This is a genomic window from Allobosea sp. Root670, from assembly GCF_001429415.1.
In the GTDB taxonomy this organism is placed as follows: Bacteria; Pseudomonadota; Alphaproteobacteria; order Rhizobiales; family Beijerinckiaceae; genus Allobosea; species Allobosea robiniae.
Genome location: NZ_LMJU01000001.1, coordinates 1,077,820 through 1,101,444, shown reverse-complemented (window position 1 = coordinate 1,101,444; position 23,625 = coordinate 1,077,820). Strand labels below are relative to the sequence as shown.

Genomic DNA, 23,625 nt, shown 5'->3' with positions numbered 1-23,625 from the left:
ATCAGTCCTGCTTGAAGCTGGAAGCGGTAAGATGGCCACCTTCGGCGGCTTCGAGAAGGATATGCCGCAGGGCGGTCGGCGAGGCCAGCCGGCAGGTGGCATGGCTCTCGCGGTCGGCGCCGATGCGGACCGAGACGCCGCCCATGGCGTTGACCGCCTCGAAGCCGTCCTCGTCGGTGATGTCGTCCCCGATGAAGACCGGGATGCGGCCGGCATAGACCGGCGTCGCCATCAGCCAGGCGATGGCACTGCCCTTGCTGGCGCCGGCGGGAACCAGCTCGGCTACGGCTTTGCCTTCCTGCAGGCGCATGCCCGGCCCCAGCTTCACGGCGATGCTGCGCATCAGCGCCAGGGCCTCGGCCTCCAGCGAAGGCGCCAGCCGCCAGTGCAGTGCGATCGAGATGCGCTTGTCCTCGACGATGATGCCGACATGGCTGTTGGCGAAGCGTACGAGATCGCGCAGCGCCCCATGCATGCCCTCATGTGTATCGGCCTGCGAGCGGATCTCGCCGTCGACGCGGATCTGAGCCCCGTGCAGCCCGGCGATATCGAAGCGGTGTGGTGCCAGGACGCCGTCGAGGAAGCCGATCGGCCTGCCGGAGACGAGCGCCAGCGCACCGCCGAGCTGGGCACGCAGCGCCATCAGCGCCGGAGCCACCCGTCGGTCGAGATGAACGTCCTCCGGTGAAGGGGCGATTTCCACGAGCGTTCCGTCGAAATCCAAAAAAAGAGCGATCTCGCTGCCCGGGGAAGCGATCTCATCGGGCCTTGAGGCAGTATCGGGTTCGATCAATATCGTCATCGTTTCGTATCTGGGCAGAGAAGGCGGCAGAAGAGCGGCCAAGCGACCAAGGACATCCTTTTCTGTCCTGTCGCCTAGCCATAGCCGCGTCGAAAATAGAGGTCGAGGGGTTGCCTCGATCTGTCGAAAGCCTACCATGTCGTCGCGATTTCACCGCACGGCTGCCACAGCGCTGCCATGTGACCGCGTCCGCACCACGGAAACATTACGCTTTCGGAAGCGTTCTGTTCCTGCCGCCGATGGCGAAATGCGGGCGGCCCCTGCCGGAGAATGCGAGTTTATGCGTCTTGTCATCGTTTCCAATCGCGTCACGATTCCCGATCGCCATGAAAAGGTGATGGCAGGGGGGCTGGCGGTCGCCCTGCGCGAAGCGCTGGAGCAGCGCGGCGGTCTGTGGTTCGGCTGGAGCGGGGCGGTCAGCGAGGGCGCGCCGGCGCCGGTCCGGCAGGTCCAGCATGGCAATGTGACCTATGCCGTGACCGATCTGAGCGAGGCCGAGCGCCAGAGCTACTATCTCGGCTTCTCGAACCGGGCGCTCTGGCCGCTGATGCACTATCGTCTGGGCCTCACCGAGTTCCAGCGCAGCGACTATATGGGCTATCTCGGCGTCAATCGGCGCTTTGCCCGGGCGCTCGCCGGGCTGATCAAGCCCGACGACATGATCTGGATCCATGATTACCACCTGATCCCGCTGGCGGCGGAACTGCGCCGGCGTGGCGTCACCAACCGCATCGGCTATTTCCACCATATCCCCTGGCCGGCGGCCGAGATCATGGGCGTCTTGCCGTTCAGCGCGACGCTGATCCGCACCATGGCAGCTTACGACCTTGTCGGGATGCAGACCGAGGTCGATGCGCGCAACCTGATCGACGGACTCGTCTCCCTTTGCGGCGCCCGGTCCGACGGCAGGCGCGTGCGGCTGGGCCCGCGCGAGACCACGGTGCGGGCCTTCCCGATCGGGATCGATGTCGAGGGCTTCCGCCGGCTCGCCGCCGCCTCCGCCCGCCAGGCGACGACGCCTCTGCGCGCCACGCGTGAATCCCTCGGCCAGCGCAAGCTCGTCATCGGGGTCGACCGGCTCGACTACTCCAAGGGCATCGTCCAGCGGCTGGAGGCCTTCGGCGAGTTCCTGCGCGACCATCCGGAGGAGCGCGGGCGGGTCAGCCTGCTGCAGATTGCCCCGCCCTCGCGCAGCGACGTGCCCGAATATGCGGATCTGGACCGCCAGTCCGACGAAGTTGCCGGCCGTCTCAACGCCCAGCTCGGCGAATTCGACTGGACGCCGATCCGTGTGGTCAAGAAGGCCTATTCGCGCAAGGCGCTGGCCGGCTTCTACCGCCGCGCCCAGGTCGGCCTGGTCACGCCGATGCGCGACGGCATGAATCTCGTCGCCAAGGAATATATCGCGGCGCAGGACCCGGCCGATCCGGGCGTGCTCGTGCTCTCGCGCTTCGCCGGCGCGGCCCAGCAGATGAGCGAGGCGCTGATTGTCAATCCCTTCGATTCCCATGAGGTGGCGGAAGCGATCCGCACCGCGCTCGCCATGCCGAAGACCGAGCGCATCCGCCGCTTCGAGAAGCTCTATGCCATCATCGCGGCTACCGATATCGACTGGTGGACGCGGCAATACCTGCTGGCCCTGTCCGGTGAGGCCGGGGCGGCCGAGGCATTGGCCGTGGGTAAAGAGCGCAAGGAACCACGTGCCGGCGCGCGGCGGACGGGCCGGGGCGAGACATCGGCCGCGTCATCGGCTGCCCCGGAAGCCGGTGTCCGCAAGATGTCGGCAGGATCGCGCCGGAAGCGGAGTGCCGCCGAGGCCTCTCATCTCGTTTTGGTGCGGCCCTGAGACTTCGGCCTCGAACCCAAAAACGACGGAAATCTTGGGGTGATGCTACGGACCCTGTTCGCGGCCCTTGCCGAATAAGGTCTTTGGTCGCTAGAAGGCAGCATGACCGGAGTGGGCGACTCAGGTCTGGACAGGCATCGTATCGTCGATGGCTGAGGAGGCGGGCGGAGGGCTGAGATCGATGCGAGGCGCTCTCGGAGGACCGGGCGTTCTGTTGCGCCGTCTCCGCGAGGTCATGGCGGCATCGATCAGCCCGCAGGAGCGGCTGGACCGTCTCGTCGTCCTGATCGCCGGCAATCTCGTCGCCGAAGTCTGCTCCGTCTACGTCCTGCGCGAGGACGGCTCGCTTGAACTCTACGCGACCGAAGGCCTCAACCGCGAGGCGGTCCACCTCACCACCATGCGGGCGGGCGAGGGCCTCGTCGGCCTGATCGCGAGCGAGGCCGAGCCGCTGGCGCTGTCGGACGCGCAGGCTCACCCTTCCTTCTCCTACCGTCCGGAGACGGGCGAAGAGGTCTACCGCTCCTTCCTCGGTGTGCCGATTCTGCGCGGCGGCGCCGTGATGGGCGTGCTCGTCATCCAGAATCGGGCTTCGCGGCTCTATTCCGAAGACGAGATCGAGACCCTTCAGACCACCGCCATGCTGATGGCGGAGATGATCGCGGCCGGCGGCCTCAAGTCGCTGGCGGCGCCCGGCGCCTCGATTGGCCTCGATCGTCCGATCCATGGCGTCGGCGTGGCGCTGGCCGATGGCGTCGGCCTCGGCCATGTCGTGCTGCACGAGCCGCGCGTCGCGATCACCAATCTCATCGCCGAGAATCCGGCTGCCGAGGTCGGCCGGCTCGAAGCGGCGATCGGCGAGATGCGGGCCTCGATCGACGAACTGGTCGAGCGCGGCGACGTCGCCCATACCGGCGAGCATCGCGACGTTCTCGAGACCTTCCGCATGTTCGCCCATGACCAGGGCTGGCTGCGCCGCATGCGCGAGGTCGTGCTGACCGGACTCACCGCCGAGGCGGCGGTCGAGCGCGTCCAGTCCGACACCCGCGCCAAGATGCTGCGCCAGACCGACCCCTATCTGCGCGAGCGGCTGCACGATCTCGACGATCTCGCCAACCGGCTGCTGCGCACGCTGGTCGGCAAGGCGAACGGCGTCGCCCGCGAGAACCTGCCGGAGAATGCCATCCTCGTCGCCCGCTCGATGGGCCCGGCGGCGCTGCTGGACTACGATCGCGCCCATCTGCGCGGGCTCGTGCTGGAGGAGGGTGGGCCGACCAGCCATATCGCGATCGTCGCCCGCGCGCTCGGCATCCCCGCCGTCGGCGAGGTCGTCAATGCGACCGCGCTGGTCGAGGCGGGGGATGCCATCATCGTCGATGGTCAGGCGGGCGAGGTGCAGATCCGCCCGCAGCCCGACGTCGAGAACGCCTACAAGGACAAGGCGCGGCTGCGCGCCCGCAAGCAGAAGCAGTACCAGAAGCTCAAGGAGCTTCCGGCCGTCACCCGCGACGGGGTCGACATCACCCTGCAGATCAATGCCGGCCTGATCGTCGACATGCCGAACATCGAGGCGACGGCCGCCTCCGGCATCGGCCTGTTCCGCACCGAATTGCAGTTCATGGTGGCGCAGCACATGCCGACCACCGCCGAGCAGCAGGCGCTCTATGCGGCCGTGCTGGAGGCTGCGGCGGAATTGCCGGTCACCTTCCGCACCCTCGATATCGGCGGCGACAAGGTGTTGCCCTATATGGAGCGGGTCGAGGAAGAGAACCCGGCGCTCGGCTGGCGCGCGATCCGCATCGGCCTCGACAAGCCGCGGCTGCTCCGGGCGCAGGTGCGCGCGATGCTGCGGGCCGGAGCGGGGCGGGATCTCAAGATCATGCTGCCGATGGTCGCGACCACCGAGGAGTTCCGCCGCGCCCGCATGATCATCCGTCGCGAGCAGGCCATGCTGGAGAAGCAGGGCGTTGCCCCGCCGCGCGACCTCAGGGTCGGCGTCATGGTCGAGGTGCCGTCGCTGTTGTTCGAGCTGCGGGAGATCGCGCGCGAGGCGGATTTCCTGTCGATCGGCACCAACGACCTCATGCAGTTCCTCTTCGCCGCCGATCGTGAGAACAAGCGTGTCGCCGACCGCTTCGATCCGCTCGGCGTCGGCGCCCTCAGGGCTCTCAGGCGTATCATCGAGGCTGCTGCCGAGACCGGCTGCCCCGTCACCGTCTGTGGCGAGATGGGCGGCAAGCCGCTGGAAACCATGGCCCTGATCGGCCTGGGCTATCGCGGCTTCTCGATGTCGGCCGCCTCGATCGGACCGGTCAAGGCGATGTTGCGCGCGCTCGACGCCGGCAAACTGCGCGAGCGCATGGACTGGATGCTGGCCTCTCCGGAAGGCGCCACCAATCTGCGCCCGCAACTCGCCGCCTTCGCGACCGAGTTCAAGGTTCCGGTCTAGCGACGCTGCTTTCAGCCGCTGCCGCTTTTCCCTTTTGTTTCACGAGTTCATTTGATGTCCCTCCAGCTCCCTCAGGATCGTCTCGACGTCATCGTGGCGCGCCATGCCGCCGCGACCGACGAGATCAATCATGCCACCGAGGCGGCGCGCACCGTCGAGCTGGCGAAGGAACTGGCCGAGCTCGATCCCGTGGTCGCGGCGATCGCCTCCTGGCGGCAGGCGCAGATCTCGCTGGACGAGGCGGAGGCGCTGATCGCCGATCCCGCGACCGATTCCGAGTTCCGCGACCTCGCCTATGAGGAGCGCGACATCGCCCGCGCCGAGATCGAGGCGCGCGCCCGCGAGATCCTCGTCGCCCTGCTGCCGAAGGATGCCGCCGACGAGCGCGGCGTCATTCTCGAGATCAGGGCGGGCACCGGCGGCGACGAGGCCGCGCTCTTCGCCGGCGACCTCCTGCGCATGTATCAGCGCCACGCCGCCCAGAAGGGCTGGAGCCTGGATGTCCTCTCCGAAAGCGAGGGCACGGCCGGCGGTTACAAGGAGGTCATCGCCGAGATCAACGGCCGCGGCGTCTATGCCCGTCTCAAGTTCGAATCCGGCGTCCACCGGGTTCAGCGCGTGCCGGATACCGAGGCGAGTGGGCGCATCCATACCTCGGCTGCGACGGTGGCGACGCTGCCCCTGGCCACCGATGTCGACATCACCCTCAACGAGGCCGACATCCGCACCGACACGCTGCGTTCCGGCGGCGCCGGCGGCCAGCACGTCAACAAGACCGAATCGGCGGTGCGCCTGACCCATATCCCGACCAACACCGTCGTGCTGGTCCAGGACGAGCGCTCCCAGCACAAGAACAAGGCGCGGGCCTATGAATTGCTGCGCGCCAAGCTCTTCGACATGGAGCGCCTGCGCATCGATGCCGAGCGCTCGGCGGACCGACGTTCGCAGGTCGGCTCGGGCGATCGCTCGGAACGCATCCGCACCTATAATTTCCCGCAGGGGCGCGTGACCGACCACCGCATCAACCTGACGCTCTACAAGCTCGACGAGATGATGCAGGGGCTGGTGCTCGACGAGATCATCGATGCGCTCACGGCCGAGCACCAGGCAAAGCTGCTGGCGGCCGAGGGCATGGCGTGAGGCCCGCGCGATGAAACCAAAGCGCCCGTCCCGCGTTGTTGATGCATCGACACCAGCAAAGGGGGGACCCTCTCATGATCAAGATGTTCTCGACGATAGCGGTGACCGGGCTGATGGCGCTGGCGATGAGCGGCGTCTCGCAGGCTCAGGAGCGCACCTTCCGCAAGATGACGTCGGGCCAGCCGGCGGCTCTGCAGGGCGCGATGACGCAGTCGCAGGCGCGCAAGGCGTGCCGGACGGAGATGCGCGGCACGCGCGAAAGCAAGGCCTCGCTGAACAAGAAGATGATAACCTGCGTCAATCTGAAGATGCAGGGCAACTGACCTCCATTCGGGGAGGCGCGGAACCCGAAGCGGGTTCCGCGGGAAGCGTTCGAGGGGAGGGCGCCGTGCCGACCGTCAGGGAGGCGCGGCGCCATCTTGCGCAGAGCCTCCTGCGCGCGGGCTCGCCGAGCCCCGGGCTCGATGCGCGTCTACTGGTCGAAGGCAGCCTGGGCGCCGACAATGCCGATCCGGATACGATTCTGCCAGCCGCGGCACTCGCCCGGCTCGTCGATTTTTCGGCGCGTCGCCTCGCGGGAGAGCCGGTTTGGCGCATTCTCGGCGAGCGCGAATTCTGGGGGCTGCCGTTCCGTCTGTCGCCGGCGACGCTGGAGCCGCGCCCCGACAGCGAGACGATCGTCGAGGCGGCACTCGCACATCTTGCCGGCCGCCGCGGCGAGGAACTGGCGCTGCTCGATCTCGGAACCGGCACCGGTTGCCTGCTGATTGCCCTGCTCAGCGAGTTGCAGCAGGCGCACGGCCTCGGCATCGACCTGTCCGAGGAGGCCTGCCGGACCGCGGCTGGCAATGCTGCGCTCAACGGCGTCGAAGGCCGCGCTGCGTTCCAGCAAGGCAGCTGGACCGAAGGTCTCGCCGGCCGCTTCGATCTCATCGTCTCGAACCCGCCCTATATTCCCTCGGGCGAGATTGCGACGCTCTCCGTCGAGGTGCGCGAGCACGATCCGCTGCTGGCTCTCGACGGCGGCGCAGACGGGCTTGGGCCCTATCGTCTCTTGGCTTCATCCCTGCCGCCCTTGCTCGCGCCCGGCGGCATCGTCGTTTTCGAGATCGGAGCCGGGCAGGGGCCGGATGTCGTTGCGCTGATGCGGGCCGGCGGGCTTGAATTCAGTGGCAGCCGGAACGATCTGGGAGGGCATGAGCGGGCGTTGATCTTCACGCTCGCTTGATAATGCACAGGCTTTTGGTCGATTTCGCTTGGAGAAGCCGCCAAAACGAGCTAAGCAGCGTCCAGCCGAAGCTGGTGGCGTCAGAGCCGAGCCTCTGGGCAGTTCCCGATCGTACAGGATTTGCTCGAGTACGGCATCGTTTGAGGGCGTGTTCCCGCAGCGATGCAACTGACAAGCCGGATGGAGCCCCGAAGGCGCGTGGCGCCGATCGGCTCATGGGGTTGAAACCCCCTTTTTGGAAAAGAGCGCGTGAAGACCAGGAACGGCGGATCGCCCCTTCAGGTCACCTTCGTCCGACACAGCGTCGCAACCCGCTGTGCATCGCAACGCGCATGACGGCACCACGGTTGCTTTGAACACAGAAGCGCGAGACAGACGCGAATGAGACCAGGTCAGAACCGGCGTATGCGCGGCCGCAACAATAGCGGTGGCGGCAACAATAACGGCAATCGCAAATCTCCCAATCCGTTGCAGCGTAGCTACGAATCCAACGGACCGGACGTAAAGGTTCGCGGCACGGCGCAGAATGTCGCCGAGAAATATCTCCAGCTTGCGCGCGATGCCCAGTCTTCGGGCGATACCGTTGCTGCCGAGAGCTATTTCCAGTTCGCCGAGCATTACTACCGCATCCTGCTCGCGGCGCAGGAGCAGATGGCTCAGCAGTTTGGCCATTCCTTCCCGCCGAATCGCGCCTTCGTCGAAGACGCGGACGAGGGCGAGGAAGAGGGCGACGATGAGAGCCAGTCCTTCCAGCCTGGCGCCGGCCCGCAGCCGGAGATGCGCTCGAACGGCTATGCCAACGCCAATGGCTATAACGGCCATGGCGGTGGCCAGCGCAATGAGGGCGAGGGCGGCGAGGGTCAGCAGCAGGGCGGCCAGCGTTTCGACCGCAACAACCGCCGCGAGCGTTTCAACAACGACCGCAACAACAGCAACAACAACGAGCGTCGCTTCGATCGGCCGGATCGCGGCGAGCGTCGTTTCGACCGCAATGCCGAGGGCCAGGGGGCTCCCGGCGGTTACGCCCCGCGTCCCGATGCGCCGCGTTCCGACATCCCGGTCAGCGAGGGCGGTGCCGTCGAGGCTGCTTCCGAGCAGGCTCAGGGCGAACAGCGCCGTTTCGAGCGTCCCGAGCGGGCCGAGCGCCCTCAGCGGGAGCGTCGCCCGCGCCGCGAACGCGAGGTCGAGGCCGATGCAGGTGATGATGTCGCTGCCGCGCTGCCGTCCTTCCTGACCACCCCGGTGCGTGTCCCCGCGCCGGAGCCGGTCGAGGCCCCGGCCGTCGAGCCCGCCGCCGCCCCGGCCGAACCGGCTGCGGATGAGGCTGCGCCCAAGCGCACTCGCCGCCGCCGTTCGCCGCGCGAGGTCATGGATGCGCTGGGTTCGGAGACGGATGGTTCGAGCGAGTAAGCTGCTCCGGCATCATCGATCGAATATGGAAAAGGGCCCGTTCGGGCCCTTTTTCTTGTCTGGAATCTGCCGGTGTCCTGAGAATGACGGCAGGCGGTATCAGATGATGCCGAGCCGCGCCGGTGCCTCCGCGACCGCCAGCCCGTCTCCTTCGCCGAGCGCGCCATCGGCGAGGACGCGGCAATAGATGCCGCAATCGACATGGCCGTAATTCTTCATCAGCGCCTTCGGGATCTGCATGTCGCGCGCGCCGGTCTCTGGGTCGACATTGGTCGCGGCGCAGCGCTCGATCCGCTTGATCACCTGCAGACGCAGCTCGCCGGGGCCGGTCAACTCGCGGTCGACGAGATCGTTCTCCGCCCAGGGTGCAAGCCCGCTGACCATCAGGTTGCCGCGGAAGCGCAAGGGATCGACCGGCTGCCCGAGGCGCCCTTCCAGGTCGGCGACGCTGGCGAGGTTGATGATCGAGACGAAGCCCGAGCGCGAATCGGTGAAGCGATAGGTCGGCGGCGCCGTCAGCAGCTTCGGCTCGCCGCGCAGTTCCTCGGGCATGAAGCCGGAGAAGAAGCGGGTGATCGCGGCGTGGCCCTCGCCATTGGCGGTCGCTGCACGCAGCACCTCCTGCCCGCCCTCGTGGATGACGAGATCGCCGCTGGCATCGTCGTAGCGGGTCTTGAGCCGTGCCAGGGACTCGTTGCGCATCAGCATCAGGTACTTGATCTTGGGCTGGTGCACGGGCTCGGCCGCATCGAAGCCGGAGGGGCCGTTCTCGATGGCGAAGAGCCGGTCGCCGGGGAAATACCCGCCCGCCGAGAGCGCGGCGCGCTCGAGCCGTTCCGGAGAGAGGCCTTTCACGGGATAGCGGTAGAGCGTTTCGATGCGCATGGTCGGGTCCCGTTCAGGCAAGGTCGCGGACCATAGCCTCGTCGGCCGGCCCTGACAGATCAAATCTTGTATCCGTTTCGATCAGCCGCCTGCATCGGAACATGGCAGGGAGACCGCGTCATTCGTCCTCGCCCTCGCTGACCGAACGCTGGCAACCCCAGCCGGCAAGGACGGCGTCGGTCTCCTCGGCGACGAAGAAGCGGGCGGCGTCGCGATCGTAGCCCTCGCCGAGCAGGCGTTCGTAGTCGGTGTGGACGTGGCGGACATGGCTGCCCAGCGCGAGCCAGAGCGCTGTCGAGGGCGGCAGGTCCTTCATGTGGCGCCGCTCCGCCAGCGTCACGACGGCCTCGGCATCCGACAGCGGAATGCCGGGTGCCAGCGCCCTCAAGGCTTTCCGAATCGCCTGCTGTCGCTTGGTCCCGGCCATGCCCGATCTGCGCCTGCCGCTTGCGCCAGGTCAATTCTGGTCCGGGCCTCTTCCGTTGCGCCAATGTCACACTATCTTGGAGGGCGAGGGGCGGCCCATCGCGGCGCCCCATCCTGATGAAAGGGCAGCAGGTTCACGTCGCTACGGGGCGCGGCCTGCGGGCGGAGATAGCTGAATGAACATTGAGAAATATACGGATCGGGCGAAGGGTTTCCTCCAGGCGGCGCAGACGATCGCCTTGCGCGAGGGCAACCAGCAGTTCACGCCGGAACATCTGCTGAAGGCGCTGCTCGACGATAACGAAGGCATGGCGGCTGGTCTGATCGACCGGGCCGGCGGCCAGTCGCGGGTCGCCTTGCAGTCTGTGGACCAGGCGCTGGCCAAGCTGCCGAAGGTTTCGGGCGGCTCGGGCGGGCTCAACCTGACGCCGGGCCTCGCCCGCGTCTTCGATACCGCCGAGAAGGCAGCCGAGAAGGCTGGTGATAGCTTCGTCACGGTCGAGCGGCTTTTGCTCGCGCTGGCGATCGAGAAGGACAGCGATGCCGGCAAGGCCCTGTCGAAGGCAGGCGTGACGCCGCAGGCGCTCAACGCCGCGATCGAAGCCATCCGCAAGGGCCGCACCGCCGATTCCGCGTCGGCCGAGCAGGCCTATGACGCGCTGAAGAAATACGCCCGCGACCTCACCGCCGCGGCGCGCGAGGGCAAGCTCGACCCGGTGATCGGCCGCGACGAGGAAATCCGCCGCACCATTCAGGTGCTGTCGCGCCGGACCAAGAACAATCCTGTCCTGATCGGCGAGCCCGGCGTCGGCAAGACCGCCATCGCCGAGGGCTTGGCGCTGCGCATTGTCAATGGCGACGTGCCCGAGAGTCTGAAGGACAAGGAATTGCTTGCGCTCGATATGGGTTCGCTGATCGCCGGCGCGAAATATCGCGGCGAGTTCGAGGAGCGGCTGAAGGCCGTGCTGACCGAGGTCTCGTCCTCGGATGGCGGCGTCATCCTGTTCATCGACGAGATGCACACCCTCGTCGGTGCCGGCAAGACCGACGGCGCGATGGATGCGTCAAACCTGCTGAAGCCCGCTCTGGCGCGCGGCGAGCTGCATTGCGTCGGCGCGACCACGCTCGACGAATACCGCAAGTACGTCGAAAAGGATGCTGCCTTGGCGCGGCGTTTCCAGCCCGTCTTCGTCGACGAGCCGACGGTCGAGGACACCATCTCGATCCTGCGCGGCCTGAAGGAGAAATACGAGCAGCATCACCGTGTCCGCATCACGGATTCGGCGTTGGTCTCGGCGGCGACGCTGTCAAACCGCTACATCACCGACCGCTTCCTGCCCGACAAGGCGATCGACCTCGTCGATGAGGCCGGAGCACGGTTGCGCATGCAGGTCGACTCCAAGCCGGAAGAGCTGGATTCGATCGATCGCGAGATCGTCCGTCTCAAGATTGAGCAGGAGGCGCTCAAGAAGGAGAGCGATGCCGGCTCGAAGGAGCGGCTTAAGCGGCTCGAATCCGAACTGGCCGATCTGGAGACGCGCTCCGACACCATCACCACCAAGTGGAAGGCGGAGAAGGACAAGCTCGGCCACGCCGCGGAGATCAAGACCAGGCTCGACAATGCTCGCAACGAGCTCGCCCAGGCGCAGCGCAAGGGCGAGTATCAGCGGGCCGGCGAGCTCGCCTATGGCGAGATCCCGCAGCTCGAGAAGACTCTGGCCGAGGTCGAGGAAAAGGGCGACGATGCCGGCATGGTCGAGGAGGCCGTGACGCCGGACCATGTCGCGCAGGTCGTGAGCCGCTGGACCGGCGTGCCGGTCGACCGCATGCTCGAAGGCGAGAAGGAGAAGCTGCTCCGCATGGAGGAGGTTCTCGGCGCCCGCGTCGTCGGGCAGCGCGAGGCGGTGGAGGCGGTCTCGACCGCGGTCCGTCGTGCGCGCGCCGGTCTGCAGGACCCCAACCGCCCGATCGGTTCCTTCATGTTCCTCGGCCCCACCGGCGTCGGCAAGACCGAATTGACCAAGGCACTGGCCTCGTTCCTGTTCGACGACGACACCGCGCTCGTGCGCATCGATATGTCCGAATACATGGAGAAGCACTCGGTCGCCCGGCTGATCGGCGCGCCTCCCGGCTATGTCGGCTATGAGGAGGGCGGCGCTCTGACGGAAGCGGTGCGCCGCCGGCCCTATCAGGTCGTGCTGTTCGACGAGGTCGAGAAGGCGCATCCGGACGTGTTCAACGTCCTGCTGCAGGTGCTCGACGACGGCCGCCTGACCGATGGCCAGGGCCGCACCGTCGATTTCCGCAACGTGCTGATCATCATGACCTCGAATCTCGGTTCGGAGTTCCTGGTGAACCAGCCCGAGGGGCAGGACAGCGACGCGGTTCGCGACGAGGTCATGGGCGTGGTCCGCCACGCTTTCCGGCCGGAATTCCTGAACCGGATAGACGATATCATCCTGTTCCATCGCCTGCGGCGGCAGGACATGGGCGCGATCGTCGACATCCAGATGGCCCGGCTCGCGAAGCTGCTGACCGACCGCAAGATCACCCTCGAGCTCTCGAAGGAGGCGCGCGAGTGGCTGGCGGAGAAGGGCTACGACCCGGCCTATGGCGCGCGCCCGCTGAAGCGCGTGATCCAGAAGTCGGTGCAGGACCCGCTGGCCGAGGCGATCCTCGCCGGCGAGATCGTCGACGGCGAGGATGTGCCGATCACCGTCGGACCGGGCTCGCTGATGCTGGGTTCGGTCGCGGCCGTGAAGGAGAAGCGGCCGGCCGGCGTCGCGCTGAACTGATCTGGTGGAGCGTCGCCTTCGGGCGGCGCTCTTTCGTCATGGTCGGGCTTGTCCCGACCATCCACGTCTTCCTGCGGGCAATGCGATGTTCAAGACGTGGATGCTCGCCACAGGGGCGAGCATGACGGCTGCGCCCTTCAGCCCCGCTTCAGCAGGAACACGGCCTGCGCGCCGAACAGGTTCCAGAACCACCAGGGCGCGTTGACGCCGACCTTGCCGCCGGCGGCGTCGAGCGCGACGGCGCGCTCCTTCTTGGCGCCGATCTGGTCGCAGAGCGTGACGAAGTCGCGAATCGTGCAGAAATGGATGTTGGGCGTGTCCCACCAGGCATAGGGCAGGGAATCCGTCACCGGCATCCGCCCCTGGAAGAACACCTGGCTGCGCATCCGCCAATGCCCGAAATTCGGGAAGGAGACGATGGCGTGCCGGCCGATGCGCAGCATCTGCTCCAGCACGAGGCGCGGATTGCGCGTCGCCTGGATCGTCTGCGAGAGGATGACGTAGTCGAAGCTATCGTCGGGATAGTCGCCGAGATCGGTATCGGCGTCGCCCTGGATGACCGAGAGCCCACGCGCCACGCAACCGGCCACGCCCTCGCGGGACAGTTCGATGCCGCGCGCATCGACCTGTCGGCTCTCGGCGAGCAGTGCGAGCAGCGCGCCGTCGCCGCAGCCGACATCGAGCACGCGTGTTCCCGGCTGCACCATCTCGGCGACGAGCTTGAGGTCGATGCGGTTGGTCTGGTTCGTGTCGCTGAAGGCCATGGTCTAGAGTCCGCGTGCCCGCGCCGCTGCGCCGATGAAGCCGCGCGTCGTGGCGAAGAGATTGGGCTCTTCCAGCAGGAAGGCGTCGTGGCCCTTGTCGCTCTCCAGCTCGACGAAGGAGACCGAGGCGCCGGCCGCGTTGAGCGCATGCACGATCGCGCGCGAATCCGCCGTCGGGAACAGCCAGTCGGAGGTGAAGGAAGCCACGCAGAAGCGCGTCTTCGTGCCCGCGAAAGCGCGCGCCAGCACGCCCTCATGGTCGGCGGCGAGGTCGAAATAATCCATCGCCCGCGTGACATAGAGATAGGAATTGGCGTCGAAGCGCTCGACGAAGGAGATGCCCTGGTGGCGGAGATAGCTCTCGACCTGGAAATCAGCGTCGAAGGAGAAGGTCGGCGCCTCCCGGTCCTGCAATTTGCGGCCGAACTTGCGGTGCAGCGCCTGCTCCGAAAGATAGGTGATATGCGCGCCCATTCGCGCCACAGACAATCCCTTGGCCGGGCGCGTGCCCTCTTCGAGATAGCGCCCTTGCCGCCATTCCGGATCGGCCATCACAGCCTGCCGGCCGACCTCGTGGAAGGCGATGTTCTGGGCTGAATGCTTGGCGCCGGTCGCCAGCGGCAGCGCCGAGAACACGCGGGCCGGATAGCTCGCCGCCCATTGCAGCACCTGCATGCCGCCCATCGAGCCACCGGCGACGCAGAACAGCGTTTCGATGCCCAGAGAATCGACGAGTGCGGCCTGCGCCCGCACCATGTCGCGGATGGTCACGACCGGGAAGGACAGACCCCAGGGCTTACCCGTCGTGGGGTTGGTCGAGGCCGGCCCGGTCGTGCCGGTGCAGCCGCCGATCACGTTCGCGCAGATCACGAAGAAGCGGTCGGTATCGATCGGCTTGCCCGGTCCGATCATCGCTGTCCACCAGCCGCCCTTGCCGGTGATCGGGTTGCGGCTCGCGACATACTGGTCGCCGGTCAGGGCGTGGCAGACGAGGATGGCGTTGGACCGAGACGCATTCAACTCGCCATAAGTCTGGTAGGCGATCTGCCAGTGGTCGAGCACGACGCCGCAATCCATCAGCAAGGGCGTGTCCGGCCCGAAGCGCGCGACCGGGCTGGAGGGCTCGTTCGCCTCCTTTTGCGGATCGGCCAGGCTGGGGGAGAGATCGCTCATGTCGTCCGCTTCGGCAGTAGGATTTGTCTTGCCGGTCCAGGCGTTCGGAAAATCGAACTCTAGCGATGCCGCGCCAGAGCGCTTCTGTCAACGCGGGACTGCGCAGCCGGCTTTGCCAAGGCGCGGCGGGAGCGCTAAGGAGCGTGGCCTTGCCGGAAAGCGCGTTGCCATGACCGAAGCCGCCCCCACGACCCTCGCCGATCTGCGCGCTGGTATCGATCGTATCGACAGCGAGATGCACGCGCTGCTGATGGAGCGCTCGCAGATCATCGAGACGCTGATCTCGATCAAGAAGACGCAGGCCTCCGGCTCCGCCTTCCGCCCCGGCCGCGAGGCCGACATCATGAAGCGGCTGGCGCTGAGCCATAAGGGCCTGCTGCCGCTCGACACGGTCGAAAGCGTCTGGCGCATCATCATCGCGACCTTCACCTATGTGCAGGCGAACTATTCCGTTCATGCCGACATTTCCGGCGGCGATGCGGCGATGCGTGATTCCGCCCGCTTCCATTTCGGCTTCACCGTGCCTTACGTCCCGCATGAGGATGCCCGCTCCGTCATCCGCGCCGTCGCGGAATCGGCAGGCGATCTCGGCATCTTCCGCATGGACCAGGGCGCCAGCGCCGGTATCTGGTGGCGTGATCTGATCGGGGCGGATTCACCGAAGATCATCGCGCGTTTGCCCTTCGTCGAGCGGCCGAACCATCCTGCGGGTACGCCGGTCTACTGCATCGCCAAGCCGCTGGCGGATGCCGCAGTGCGCGAGATCGTGCTCTACGCGGCCCGCGTCGAGCGCTGGTCCGAGAACCTGCGACACGGCCTCGCCGAGCATCTGGCGGAGGTCTCGGCCTCCGCTGCCGACGGCTCGCATCTCTCGCTGCTCGTCGCGGCCTCCGGCGAGGTCGATCAGGCCGCGATCCGCCAGGCCCTCGTGCCGGCGGGCCTCAGCGACTTCGCCGAGATCGGCAGCCACGCCGCCCGCTTCTCCGTCAAATCCGCCCGCTGAACGGGCTGGCTTCCTGCTGCAAGGTCAATCGTCATGGCGACCCGTCCCGTCCCGCGTCCAGGCGTCCTCGATATCGAGGCCTATGTCCCCGGCAAATCCGCTGCGCCCGCCGGCGTGAAGCTGCACAAGCTCTCCTCCAATGAAACTCCGCTCGGCCCGAGCCCGAAGGCGATCGCCGCCTTCGAGGGCCTCGCCGCCAAGCTGGAACTCTATCCGGACGGCACGTCGACCAAGCTCAAGCAGGCGATCGCCGGCCGCTACGGCCTCGATCCCGCGCGGATCATCTGCGGCAACGGCTCGGATGAACTGCTGGAGCTTGTCACCAAGGCCTATCTCGGCGCGGGCGACGAGGGCATCTACAGCCAGTACGGCTTCCTGGTTTACCGCATCGCGATCCTCGCCATGGGCGGCAAGCCGGTGATCGTGCCCGAGAAGAACTACACGGCCGATGTCGACGGCATTCTCGCCGCGGTGACGCCGAAGACGAAGATCGTCTTCCTCGCCAATCCCAACAATCCGACCGGCACCTATCTGCCCTTCGACGAGGTCAAGCGCCTGCAGGCCGGCCTGCCGCCTGACGTCCTGCTCGTGCTCGACGCGGCCTATGCCGAATATGTCCGCCGCAACGACTACGCGTCCGGCATCGAACTCGTCGCCGAGAGCGAGAATGTCGTGATGACCCGCACCTTCTCGAAGATCTACGGCCTCGCCAATCTGCGCATCGGCTGGATGTATGCGCCGGCCCATATCATCGACGCGCTCGAGCGCATCCGCGGCCCCTTCAATCTCAACGGCGCCGCGATCGAGGCCGGTGCCGCGGCCGTCGCCGACGAGGCTCATGTCGCTGCCGCCCTCGAACACAACGAGAAATGGCTCGCCTGGACGATGGCCGAGCTGGAGAAGCTCGGCCTGACCGTCACCCCGTCGGTCGGCAATTTCGTGCTGATCCATTTCACGAAAACACCCGGCAAGACCGCCAAGGAGGCCGATGCCTTCCTGACCCAGCGCGGCCTCATCCTGCGCGCCGTCGGCGGCTATGGCCTGCCGGACGCGCTGCGCATGACCATCGGCAGCGAAGAGGCGAACCGCCTCGTCGTCGCCGCGCTCGCCGATTTCCTCAAGGCGTGACCGAGATGGCGGAAAGCTTCGCGCCGCGCCGCTCTGAGCCGGTCTTCGCCCGTCTCGTCATCATCGGCATCGGGCTGATCGGCTCCTCGATCGCGCGCGCGGCGAAGGAGCTGAACCTCGCCGGCACGATCGTGCTGGCCGATCGCGACGAAGCCGTCCGCAAGCGGGCGCGCGAACTTGGCCTCGGCCATGCCGTCACTGATACCGCGGCGGAAGCGGCTCGCGATGCCGACCACATCATCCTCTGCGTGCCGGTCGGCGCCTGCGGGCCAGTCGCGGCCGAGATCGCCAGCGAATTGAAGTCGGGTGCGATCGTCTCCGATGTCGGCTCGGTCAAGGGCTCGGTCGTCGATGCCGTCCAGCCGCATCTGCCGGAAGGCGTCGCCTTCGTACCGGCCCACCCGGTCGCGGGCACGGAGAATTCCGGCCCCGATGCCGGCTTCCCCAGCCTCTTCCTCAACCGCTGGTGTATCCTGACGCCACCGGAGGGCACGGATGCCGCGGCCATCGCGAAAACCCGCCAGTTCTGGGAAGGCATGGGCGCGCTGGTCGAGGTGATGAGCGCCCATCATCATGACCTCGTGCTGGCCGTCACCAGCCACCTGCCGCATCTGATCGCCTACAACATCGTCGGCACGGCCGAAGATCTGGAGGCGGTGACGCAGTCCGAGGTGATCAAGTTCTCGGCCGGCGGCTTCCGCGACTTTACTCGCATCGCGGCTTCCGACCCGACGATGTGGCGCGACGTCTTCCTGCACAACAAGGAAGCGGTGCTAGAAATGCTCGGCCGCTTCAACGAGGACCTCGCGCTGCTGACCCGCGCCATCCGCTATGGCGATGGCGAGACGCTGCACAAGCACTTCACCCGTACCCGCACGATCCGCCGCGGCATCGTCGCGCTCGGCCAGGAGAAGCCCGAGACGGAGAAGCTGCGTAAGGATTGACGGCTGCCGCACAGCGCCGTGTCAGGGTGATGTGCATGACGTCGAGATTGGCTTGCCAAGCCCGGCGCCTGCTGGTACAGCGCCACCCGTTGCCGCAATAGCTCAGCTGGTAGAGCACCTCATTCGTAATGAGGGGGTCGGGGGTTCGAATCCCTCTTGCGGCACCACCACTCCCCCTCCTCACATTTCACCAGAGTTCATGCTGCGTCATAAGGCGTTGCCTTTGCAGCGCTTTATCGGTTCGCATTGTTTCGTGAGCGTTCATGAGGTGTGGTCCGGCGTCTTGTCGTTAGTGGGATAATTCGGGGGGTATGGATTGATCCCACTATCCTGATCGGGTTTTATCCCACTTTCCCACGTCGGTAGGCCCGGATGGCACGCCAGATCAATATCTTAAGACAGCCTGCAATCGCTTCGCTGCCCACAGGTCGCCATAGCGATGGAGGTGGACTCTATTGCGTTGTCGCTGCCGGCGGCTCTCGCCAATGGGTCGTATTCTACCACCACGCCAGCAAGCGACGTGAGATGGGGCTCGGTTCAGCTGGTCCTGCCGGCCTCTCCCTCGCCGACGCACGTAAGCGGGCTGCTGAAATCAGGGCCGCCGTTGCGTCTGGCCGGGATCCGGTCGCTGAGAAGGCCGCCCAACGATCGGCCGTGCGAATCGCCCAGGAAGCGGCTGAGGCAGCGACGCATCGCGTGCTGTTTGGCGATCTTGCCAAGAAGTATATCCTCGAGCGCGCGGCTACGTGGAAGGATAGTCGCGCCGAGGCGAACTGGCTGTGGTCGATCGAGCATCACGCCAGCGCGTTGATTACCATGCCGGTCGACGATATTCGCCTCGAGCACGTCCAGGCTGTGCTGGCGCCGATCTGGGTTGCAAAACAGGAGACGGCCAAGAAGGTGCGTCGTCGAATCGAGGCGATTCTTGACGTCGCCCGCGTTCAGGGCCTGATTCCCGCGCAGTCGCCGAATCCTGCGAAGCTTACCGGGAATCTGGCCCTAGTCCTGCCACGCGCGCCGCGCGGCGACCATCACACGGCTCTCCCTTACCGCGAAGTCCCCACCTTCATGAAAAAGCTGCGGACGAGGGCCATAACCAACGGATCCCTCGCCTTCGAGTTTTTGATCCTAACAGCGACGAGAACTGGAGAAGTCCTCGGCGCCAGCTGGAGCGAAATCCACCTGGATCAGCGGCTCTGGACCATTCCGGCGGAGCGAATGAAAGCGTCCCGCGAGCACATTGTTCCACTTTCTGAGCGTGCCGCCGACATTCTTAAGTTCATGCGTCCGCACGCATCCGGCGACAATGGCTTCGTCTTTCCCGGCCAGTCCGAGGGCCGGCCGTTGTCCAACATGGCTTTCCTCTCGCTCCTTCGCCGGATGAACGTCGACGCGACCGCGCATGGATTCAGGTCCAGCTTCCGCGACTGGGCGGGCGATTGCACCGGCCATGAGCGCGAGGTAGCGGAAGCAGCTCTGGCGCATACGATCGGTGGGGTCGAGGGCGCCTATCGCCGAGCCACCGCCCTCGAGAAGCGGAGAGTGCTGATGAACGAGTGGTCAGATTACTGCTGCCCCCCAAACTCATCGCAGCAACCCCTGCCTAAACAAGAAGCAGGGGACAAGCACCCTACGCTGCGATGAAGCCCGGCCGGGTCTCCGCATTGTTGGTTTCGAGCGCCGCGTGACAATCGCGTTCATCGTGGAGGTCGACTAGGTCGTCGCGCTGAATGTCCTTTAGGGGGGCGTGAGCTGCGGGGCAGCGCGGGAACCTGAAAGTCAGGGGGGCTTGGCTTCGCCGCGCTGCGGAGCAACGTGCCGGAGGCAGTCGGTCCCGCGTCCCGCCTTTGGCGTCGCCATGCTGACGCTCCTGCGGCTACCTTGTTGAACCGGTCACGTTGTTGGCGAATGGCCGCCAGCCGGTCGGAGAATACAGGATTCTTTGGCCCCGGCCGGCTGGCGTCTGATATGCCAATTTCTGCATGGGGGCGGTCGTTGACCGCCGGGTGGCAGGGGCGCGTCCGGCCGGCTACGACAGAAGCTTACGCCACCCTCCGGTTCACCGAGTGCCGTGGCGTAAACGAACAGCTCTGGAAATTGAGGCGGGGCACCTGCCTGGCCTACTCGGGGGACAGGTAGTCGTGGCGAAAATCGAAACGGCGGGAGTCTTGTTGGGCCTCAACGTGCACCTGGTGGTACAGGGCGCCGTAGACCGCGTTCATAAGCTCTATAACGTCGAGGAGTTCCATTCCGAGGAACTCCAGCCCTTCGTCGAAGACCGTCTGAACTAAGGTTATGGTGTCCCCTTCTTCCTTCCCGTCGACCTCAATTGGCCTCACTAGCATTCGCATCATATCTCCGTCCGAATGAGCGAATGCCTTGTTCCGCAATTCAATTATCCGGTCGTGAAGGGCTCTCTGTTCCACGGTTAGCTTGGCGCCGGTCATTTTAAGAGACAGAGGCGGTATCCGGTCCGTTCCTCTCGAAGCGGAGAACGGCCGAGCGTATGCGACCACCAAGGTCGTCTCGTAGCTCTTGAAACGCCGGAGATCGACCTTCGATATCTTCTCGCCGGGCTCGCATTCCGACAGGAAGTTCGCTGCAGACAACGCGAGTTTCAGGTCCCCCAGCGAGTACAGCATTCGGATACGGCGAAGCCTTACGTTCTCGTGTTGCGACACTTGAGGCTCCGGCCAAGCTCATCTCCACCGCCCAGAAATGCTCCGAAGCTGGTCACCGTCAAGCTGCGCCGGCCAACCCAACGTGCAGGAATCAAGCCTGCTGCTCGCTCGCCAGCTTGATAACTAGCCGGCAACCTCTACCGGTGGGCAGCTCTCTCAAAAACGTGCTCACATGATTCCGGAAGATCCAGCATTCATCTTGTCATCGAGCCTTGTCGCGGCCGCGTATGAACACCTTCAATCGCTTTTGCGGTTTCCTCCGGTCACGCTCGGAAGCGCCAACCCTCCGAGGAAGAATGGCGTCTACGCCTTCAGGCAGGAGGGGGAGATCCTCTACGTGGGGGAAGCTTCGAGCCCCTCAGGTCTGAGAGGTCGGATCCTGAACAAGCATCTGGCCGGAGACGAAGGCCATGTGCTTCAGAACCTGTTCGCTCTCTCGCATCCAGATCGGGTCGCTCGCCGCGACCACATGAAGACGGTCATCCGAGTTCAATGGGTTGAGGTGCCAGATAGCTTGTTAGCAAGCGTGGTCGAAAAGCTCGCGATTGCGGGCCTCGCCCCACCCTTGAACAAGGCGGTCCAGAAACGCTCCTTTCGCTGACCGGTCGTCCGCAACATCCTCGATTACCCCCAAATATCGAGGCGACAGCGAGCTTCGCCGCAGGGGCGAGGGAGAAGCTCACATCGTCAGAATGGCGAACACCAAGCTCTCGTTTAAAGGGAGGGTCTCTCGGTAAGAATGACCGCAGGGCAGAGCGCAAAGTGTTCGAGACGTTATGGGGCACCCCTCACGCTCTAGGCCTGTTGCTGAGAGTGTCCAGCGGCTGAGTTTTGCCGCAGAGCGCAATCCCATGTTCCATCAAACGGCATATCTGTTCCTCGCGATTGGGTACTTCATCCTCTTCGTGACTCATTGAAAATGAAGGACCGCCGCGGCGAGCCAAGGCGGCGGCTCCTTTCTCACGAATGCAAATCAGAGCAGCGCCAGCGAAAGGGCGGTCCGGACATTCGGGCCGCCCTTTTCTATTCCGCTTGCGGCTACTCGCCGATCGCCGGAAGCAGTTCGTCCAGCTGATCCAGCTGCGCGGGCAGTCCGGCCGCCGACCCGGCCATCGCTTCGTCGAGCGCTTCCTTGGAAGGATAAAGCTCGTGGAACGTCAGCAGCGTCTTTCCGCCCTGGTTCTCGAAGGTGACGGTGGTGACTGCGCCCTCATCCTCTTCTTCGTTCGTCCAGACGATGCGCTCGTCCGGCACCACCGCCAGATACTTGCCGTAGAAGGCCATGGTGTCAGTCCCGCCGGCGGCGAACTCCAGCCGGTATTTGCCTCCGGTGCGGACGTCCATCTCGCAGGACACGAGCGTAATGCCGGCGCCCTTCGGCACCCACCACCGGCGGAACAGCTCGGGTTCGGCCCACGCCCTGAACACCATGTGCGGGGGGGCATCGAACAGGCGCGTGACAACCAGCTCCCGGTCGGACTTCCGCTCAACCGCCGAGCGGTTCTGCGCAACGGGGTGATTACTCGTTTGCTGGTCCATCTTCTTCCTCCTGTTTCATCTCGAGAATGATCTTGTCCAAGGCATCGAACCGCGCCTCGAAGAGCTTGCGATGCGCTTCGATCCATTCGGCCTCCGCATCGAGGCCGCGTTGCCCAAGCTTGCACGTCCGCACCCGTCCGACCTTCTCCGTCACAACGAGGCCTGCCCGCTCCAGGACGGCGATATGCTTCTTCATGCCGGTCAGGGTCATGTGAAACTTGTCGGCCAGGCTGGTGATCGACGCGTCCGCTCGGCCGAGCTGCTCAAGCACGCCGCGCCGCGTCTTGTCTGACAGCGCCGCAAACGAAAGATCGAGGGAAGGCATTACTGACTGAACCATATGGTTCAGTGTTATCTTGCTCGTTCGGAAAACGCAACAGTCTCGCCCCGGGGCCTTTGGCGAAAGCGAAACCTAATGTCCGAAATTGGGGCGCTAGCGGCCAGGCGGTTTTTGGGGCGAATGAGGACGAGTGTCTTTAGTGTTGTGCCGAGATCTGATTCAGCATCGGCATGAGCCGATATGATCTGACCGACTTCGAGTGGCGCGTGATCGAGCCGCTCTTGCCCAACAAGCCACGAGGCGTGCCGCGCGTCGATGACCGTCGCGTGCTGAATGGCATCTTCTGGGTGCTGCGCTCCGGTGCACCTTGGCGTGACCTCCCCGAGAGATACGGCCCACGAACCACCTGCTACAACCGCTTCGTTCGATGGCGGAAGGCGGGCGTTTGGGATCGAATGATGGACGCCATCACTGCCGCCCATGAGGGCGACATCCAGATGATCGACAGCACTTCTGTTCGCGCCCACCAGCAGGCCGCGACGGTAAAAAGGGGGATCGAGATCATTGTCTCGGTCGCTCCCGAGGCGGGATCACGACCAAAATCCACGCGGTTGTCGACGGGCAAGGCCTCCCCATCCGGCTGAGCCTTACCGCTGGGCAAAGTCATGACGTTCAAGCTGCCGACAATCTGCTCGATCACGTTGCCGCCGGAACAATCGTACTGGCCGACAAGGCCTACGATGCCGATCGTCTCCGAGTAGCCGTTGGCGAACGGGGCGCGTTCGCCAATATCCCGCCAAAGGCCAATCGGAGGTCCAAACCGTACTTCAGCACGTGGCTCTACCGCGAGCGCAACCTGATCGAGCGCTTCTTCTCCAAACTGAAGCACTTCCGGAGGGTTGCGACCCGCTACGACAAGCTGGCCGAAAACTTCCTCGCCATGGTTCAACTGGCTTCAATGCGGCTTTGGCTCCGCGTTTATGAGTCTACGGCCTGGATAGGCGGCATGTCTGTTTCCTGTCAGGCGTTGAGGACGGAGAGGGCGGCTGGCCGCGAAGTTCATGCGGTCGCACATTGTTGGCCGGACCCGCGACAGCGGCTGTCGAAACCTCCTGTTAAAACCTGCCCGGTA

Annotated in this window: 20 protein-coding genes, 1 tRNA gene and 1 pseudogene; 14 read left to right on the top strand and 8 right to left on the bottom strand. The window is 65.4% G+C overall.

Translation table 11 applies throughout. The annotated features are described in order from the left end of the window. Nucleotide 1: 1 nt before the first annotated feature. On the bottom strand, nt 2-802 hold the full coding sequence (otsB, locus tag ASE61_RS05045; protein ID WP_061965177.1) for a trehalose-phosphatase: 801 nt from the start codon (nt 800-802) through the stop codon (nt 2-4). 280 nt (nt 803-1,082) lie between these two features. Here otsB and ASE61_RS05040 point away from each other — a divergent pair, with 280 nt between their 5' ends. From ASE61_RS05040 to ASE61_RS05015, 6 genes are all read left to right on the top strand, one after another. Next, nucleotides 1,083-2,648, top strand: coding sequence for an alpha,alpha-trehalose-phosphate synthase (UDP-forming) (locus ASE61_RS05040; protein ID WP_082617090.1), 1,566 nt, complete (start codon nt 1,083-1,085; stop codon nt 2,646-2,648). A 181-nt stretch (nt 2,649-2,829) separates the two neighbouring features. Beyond that, nucleotides 2,830-5,097, top strand: coding sequence for a phosphoenolpyruvate--protein phosphotransferase (gene ptsP, locus ASE61_RS05035; protein ID WP_061965175.1), 2,268 nt, complete (start codon nt 2,830-2,832; stop codon nt 5,095-5,097). Nucleotides 5,098-5,151: 54 nt separating this feature from the next. Beyond that, nucleotides 5,152-6,237, top strand: a complete 1,086-nt coding sequence (prfA, locus tag ASE61_RS05030; protein ID WP_061965173.1) for a peptide chain release factor 1 — start codon at nt 5,152-5,154, stop codon at nt 6,235-6,237. 74 nt (nt 6,238-6,311) lie between these two features. Then, nucleotides 6,312-6,560: a hypothetical protein gene (locus ASE61_RS27025; RefSeq protein ID WP_061965171.1), complete on the top strand. Its 249-nt coding sequence runs from the start codon at nt 6,312-6,314 to the stop codon at nt 6,558-6,560. A 65-nt stretch (nt 6,561-6,625) separates the two neighbouring features. Beyond that, on the top strand, nt 6,626-7,465 hold the full coding sequence (gene prmC, locus ASE61_RS05020; RefSeq protein WP_061965169.1) for a peptide chain release factor N(5)-glutamine methyltransferase: 840 nt from the start codon (nt 6,626-6,628) through the stop codon (nt 7,463-7,465). 405 nt (nt 7,466-7,870) lie between these two features. Then, nucleotides 7,871-8,875 (top strand): DUF4167 domain-containing protein, encoded by a 1,005-nt coding sequence (locus ASE61_RS05015; protein WP_061965167.1) that lies wholly within the window; start codon nt 7,871-7,873, stop codon nt 8,873-8,875. 99 nt (nt 8,876-8,974) lie between these two features. Here the strand turns inward: ASE61_RS05015 and ASE61_RS05010 are convergent, their stop codons facing one another. Together ASE61_RS05010 and ASE61_RS05005 are read right to left on the bottom strand one after the other, a co-directional pair. After that, nucleotides 8,975-9,760 (bottom strand): MOSC domain-containing protein, encoded by a 786-nt coding sequence (locus ASE61_RS05010; RefSeq protein ID WP_061965165.1) that lies wholly within the window; start codon nt 9,758-9,760, stop codon nt 8,975-8,977. A 118-nt stretch (nt 9,761-9,878) separates the two neighbouring features. Next, nucleotides 9,879-10,187 carry a DUF2293 domain-containing protein gene (locus tag ASE61_RS05005; RefSeq protein ID WP_061965163.1) on the bottom strand — a complete coding sequence of 103 codons (309 nt, stop codon included), beginning with the start codon at nt 10,185-10,187 and terminating at the stop codon, nt 9,879-9,881. A gap of 175 nt (nt 10,188-10,362) precedes the next feature. Here ASE61_RS05005 and clpB point away from each other — a divergent pair, with 175 nt between their 5' ends. Continuing rightward, on the top strand, nt 10,363-12,981 hold the full coding sequence (gene clpB, locus ASE61_RS05000) for an ATP-dependent chaperone ClpB (protein ID WP_061965161.1): 2,619 nt from the start codon (nt 10,363-10,365) through the stop codon (nt 12,979-12,981). A gap of 137 nt (nt 12,982-13,118) precedes the next feature. On the opposite strand, the gene metW is transcribed toward clpB, so the two are convergent. Together metW and metX are read right to left on the bottom strand one after the other, a co-directional pair. Then, entirely contained in the window at nt 13,119-13,745 is a 627-nt protein-coding gene (gene metW / locus ASE61_RS04995; RefSeq protein WP_061965159.1) for a methionine biosynthesis protein MetW, read from the bottom strand. Between the two features lie 3 nt (nt 13,746-13,748). Beyond that, nucleotides 13,749-14,918, bottom strand: coding sequence for a homoserine O-acetyltransferase MetX (gene metX, locus ASE61_RS04990; RefSeq protein ID WP_061965157.1), 1,170 nt, complete (start codon nt 14,916-14,918; stop codon nt 13,749-13,751). 169 nt (nt 14,919-15,087) lie between these two features. Here metX and ASE61_RS04985 point away from each other — a divergent pair, with 169 nt between their 5' ends. The 5 genes from ASE61_RS04985 (at nt 15,088) to ASE61_RS04965 (ending at nt 19,637) form a co-directional block, all read left to right on the top strand. Next, nucleotides 15,088-15,921 (top strand): chorismate mutase, encoded by an 834-nt coding sequence (locus ASE61_RS04985; protein WP_061965155.1) that lies wholly within the window; start codon nt 15,088-15,090, stop codon nt 15,919-15,921. Between the two features lie 27 nt (nt 15,922-15,948). Then, nucleotides 15,949-17,049, top strand: a complete 1,101-nt coding sequence (gene hisC, locus ASE61_RS04980) for a histidinol-phosphate transaminase (RefSeq protein ID WP_156406982.1) — start codon at nt 15,949-15,951, stop codon at nt 17,047-17,049. 5 nt (nt 17,050-17,054) lie between these two features. Continuing rightward, complete coding sequence (locus tag ASE61_RS04975) at nt 17,055-17,993, top strand: prephenate/arogenate dehydrogenase family protein (protein WP_061965636.1); 939 nt, start codon at nt 17,055-17,057, stop codon at nt 17,991-17,993. A 91-nt stretch (nt 17,994-18,084) separates the two neighbouring features. After that, nucleotides 18,085-18,160 (top strand) — tRNA-Thr (locus ASE61_RS04970). Between the two features lie 205 nt (nt 18,161-18,365). Next, nucleotides 18,366-19,637, top strand: a complete 1,272-nt coding sequence (locus ASE61_RS04965; protein WP_082617087.1) for a tyrosine-type recombinase/integrase — start codon at nt 18,366-18,368, stop codon at nt 19,635-19,637. A gap of 476 nt (nt 19,638-20,113) precedes the next feature. On the opposite strand, the gene ASE61_RS04960 is transcribed toward ASE61_RS04965, so the two are convergent. Next, nucleotides 20,114-20,674, bottom strand: a complete 561-nt coding sequence (locus ASE61_RS04960; RefSeq protein WP_156406981.1) for a hypothetical protein — start codon at nt 20,672-20,674, stop codon at nt 20,114-20,116. 172 nt (nt 20,675-20,846) lie between these two features. Here ASE61_RS04960 and ASE61_RS04955 point away from each other — a divergent pair, with 172 nt between their 5' ends. Further along, nucleotides 20,847-21,275: a hypothetical protein gene (locus tag ASE61_RS04955; RefSeq protein WP_061965147.1), complete on the top strand. Its 429-nt coding sequence runs from the start codon at nt 20,847-20,849 to the stop codon at nt 21,273-21,275. 437 nt (nt 21,276-21,712) lie between these two features. On the opposite strand, the gene ASE61_RS04950 is transcribed toward ASE61_RS04955, so the two are convergent. Then, nucleotides 21,713-22,213, bottom strand: coding sequence for an SRPBCC family protein (locus ASE61_RS04950; protein WP_061965145.1), 501 nt, complete (start codon nt 22,211-22,213; stop codon nt 21,713-21,715). Beyond that, on the bottom strand, nt 22,194-22,553 hold the full coding sequence (locus tag ASE61_RS04945; protein ID WP_061965143.1) for an ArsR/SmtB family transcription factor: 360 nt from the start codon (nt 22,551-22,553) through the stop codon (nt 22,194-22,196). Before ASE61_RS04945 ends, ASE61_RS04950 begins: the two co-directional genes overlap by 20 nt. 170 nt (nt 22,554-22,723) lie before the next feature. On the opposite strand from ASE61_RS04945, the pseudogene ASE61_RS25855 reads away from it, so the two are divergent. After that, nucleotides 22,724-23,466, top strand: a pseudogene (locus ASE61_RS25855) (IS5 family transposase); the annotation flags it as partial. Between the last annotated feature and the right edge of the window lie 159 nt (nt 23,467-23,625).